Genomic DNA, 2,676 nt, shown 5'->3' on the forward strand with positions numbered 1-2,676 from the left:
GCGCCAATGGTACTGCGTCTCAAGACGTGGGAGAGTAGGTCGCCGCCAAACCTAGTAAAAACCACACCTCTCTATGCAGTCAGCCAGTACCGACCAATGGTGCCCCAACAACGGGCGCACAAGATACCGGAAAACAAGTCCGGAATTGGCGCGGGGTGGAGCAGCCCGGTAGCTCGTCAGGCTCATAACCTGAAGGTCGCAGGTTCAAATCCTGCCCCCGCAACCAGCTTTAGCGAACAGGCCGCACCCGAAAGGGTCGCCGCCTTTTTGCTGTCTCCGAAACTCAACAGTTCCAACAGCTTGCCACGGATCTCCAGCGTGTGGAGGTCCGCTTCCTCGTCCCAAGACACGACCACCGTCTCGACCAGCGTGTGCAACTCGTCAGCCGCCGGGCCTGCAACGGCCGCGTCCGTGAGCTTCCCCACCAGATCCTCGACATGGTCCCGGTAGAGTGCGGGAATATCATCTGGCAGTTCGATTGGCGCAGGGATGAGCGTCTCGCGCTCGGCCCGGAGTGCCGTGAGTTCAGCGTCGGCGGCGTTCAGGCGCCTGATGACCGGGGGCGAATAGTCGCCGTTCTCCACGGCAGCCATCATCTTGTCGTATGTCTTCTGGACCTCGCGGATGCGGGCGTCGTGTCTCTGGAGCACTTGCCCGCTTTCCTGCTCGTCAGCCTGCATCTTGGCGATGTAGCTCGACCGGAATTGCTCGTATTCCTTCTCTTGCATCAGCCCCTCGCGCAGGCCACCGAGGATCGTCTCGGCGGCGTCGGCCGCCGAAAGACCGGGCATGCCGGTGCAGACGGCCTCGCCCTTCTCCTTGGCATTGGCGCAATAGTAGCGCCGCCGGGCACCTTTGCCGGCCACGGTAAGGTTGCCGCCGCACTGGCCGCAGGTAAGCAGCCCAGAGAGCAGATACTTGCGCCGCCGCGCGCTCTGTGCCGCTCCGGCACCGGTCTTGCCATCGGCTTCGGCCCGGGTGCGGGAGCTGTCGATCAGATCCTGCCGCGCCTTGACCTTGTCCCACAAAGCCTCGTCGATGATCCGCAAGTCGAGCTTCTCGGTGGTGAGCCATTCCTCGGGTGGGTTGGGCTTGGAGACCCGGCGTCCTGTCTCGGGATGCTTGGAATGGCGCTGGCGGTTCCAGACGTGCCGCCCGATGTAGAGTTCGTTGTTGAGGATACCGGTGCCGCGCGCGCGGTGCCCGTAGATCGTGTTGGCCTTCCAGTGACCGCTTCCTTCACCGCGGCCACGCGGGGCAGGGACCGCGGCCGCATTGAAGTCAGCGGCGATCTGTCGCGGCGATTTGCCGGCGGCGTATTCCTCGAAGATAAGGCGCATAATCGCAGCCTCTTCCTGGTCGATCCGCATGATGCTGCCGTCCGACTTTCCGTCTCGAGGCAGTAGGGCCTCGGAGCGATAGCCGTAGGCCCGCCCGCCGGTCTTCTTGCCGGCCTGGACGCGGCCGACGAGGCCGCGGCGTGTCTTGTGCGAAAGCTCTTCCAGGAATAGCTGTGCGAAGGTCCCGAGGATCCCAATATCGAAGATCCCGAGCTTGCCGCGATGGAGCTGGTGCATCTCGACGTCGGCGTAGTTGGCCTTCTTGTAGAAGAGCATCAAAAGCTCGAGGTCGCGCGCCAGCCGGTCGAGATGTTCGAAGAGCACGATGTCGCAGCCGCCGTCGGCGATGAAGGTCTGCAATGCCTCGAAGCCCTGGCGTCCACGCGTCGCGCCGCTGATCGCCACGTCTTCGAACACCTGCACGACGGTCCAGCCATCCTGTCGCGCCGCGTGCTGACGACAGAGCCGCACCTGATCCTCGATCGAGGTCGGGTTCTGCAGATCGCTGGAATATCGCGCATAGATGGCGACGCGGACGGGCTTGGCGGCTTGGATCATTCGAAACCTTCAACGGCGAGCGAGCGACAGAAGTTGACGCATTCGTCACGCGCTGTCCCGTCTCCCTCCAAACACTGAAATCCGGATGAAAATATGACGGGCGTTCCATAAATCGGCCCGAATCGACCGGCACAACGCGACTACTGCGTCCGGAGTGGCCGCCTTCGTATTGCCCTCCCGGGCAGTCCGCTTGGCGGCAACTTCGGCGATGAGGTCGATCAGTTTGCGAGGGCCATGCGCTTCTCCTTCGGCTGTGGACACCGAAAACCGACAGACTGGCGAGAGCCGAGCCCTCGTGTGTGATTGACGAGCCCGTGCAGGCAGGACCTGCACGGGCTTCTCTTTGGCGGGCGCGCCGACATCTGTAGCAGCAGAAGGTTCGCCGGCGCGCCCTGACGCGGGTGTTCCGGCCCGCGTGTCTCATCAGGCTGCGGCGCGCAGCCCCTCCAGGGCCTTCTCGGCGCGCAGGATGTCGTGCACCGCCGAAAGGGTGGCGTAGAGCTCGATCAGCACCGCCAGGGCGTTCGAGAGTCGGTCAGCCTCCGGCGTGAGCCGTTCCTGGCCCCAGGTCTTGTAGTCGGAAACGTTATCCGGGCTGAGGTCGTAGCGCGTCTCGACCTAGGTGCCCTCGGCGATCTCGGCGTCGAGGACGCCGACCAGCTCGTGCAGCATCGCCAGGATGCCCTTGTCGAAGATCTTGCCTGTCAATCGGGAGGCAATCTTGCCCCCTTATCGGCGCCGAAAATTGATCCCCTCGGAGCTGAGCTGGCCCGGCGCT

Annotated in this window: 1 protein-coding gene and 1 tRNA gene; one reads left to right on the forward strand and one right to left on the reverse strand. The window is 63.7% G+C overall.

What is annotated here, in order from left to right:
* The first annotated feature begins 149 nt into the window (after window positions 1-149).
* Window positions 150-226, forward strand: a tRNA-Met gene (locus RBB42_RS27905).
* Here the strand turns inward: RBB42_RS27905 and RBB42_RS27910 are convergent.
* Entirely contained in the window at window positions 183-1,898 is a 1,716-nt protein-coding gene (locus RBB42_RS27910) for a recombinase family protein (RefSeq protein ID WP_305972703.1), read from the reverse strand. The two genes, RBB42_RS27905 and RBB42_RS27910, sit on opposite strands and share 44 nt — an antisense overlap.
* Window positions 1,899-2,676: the final 778 nt, after the last annotated feature.

The organism is Mameliella sp. MMSF_3455, from assembly GCF_030733205.1.
Lineage (GTDB): Bacteria > Pseudomonadota > Alphaproteobacteria > Rhodobacterales > Rhodobacteraceae > Antarctobacter.

Excerpts from the sequence above, each read along its gene's own strand:
- RBB42_RS27910 (WP_305972703.1), bottom strand. The coding sequence starts at position 1,898 with ATGATCCAAGCCGCCAAGCCCGTCCGCGTCGCCATCTATGCGCGATAT.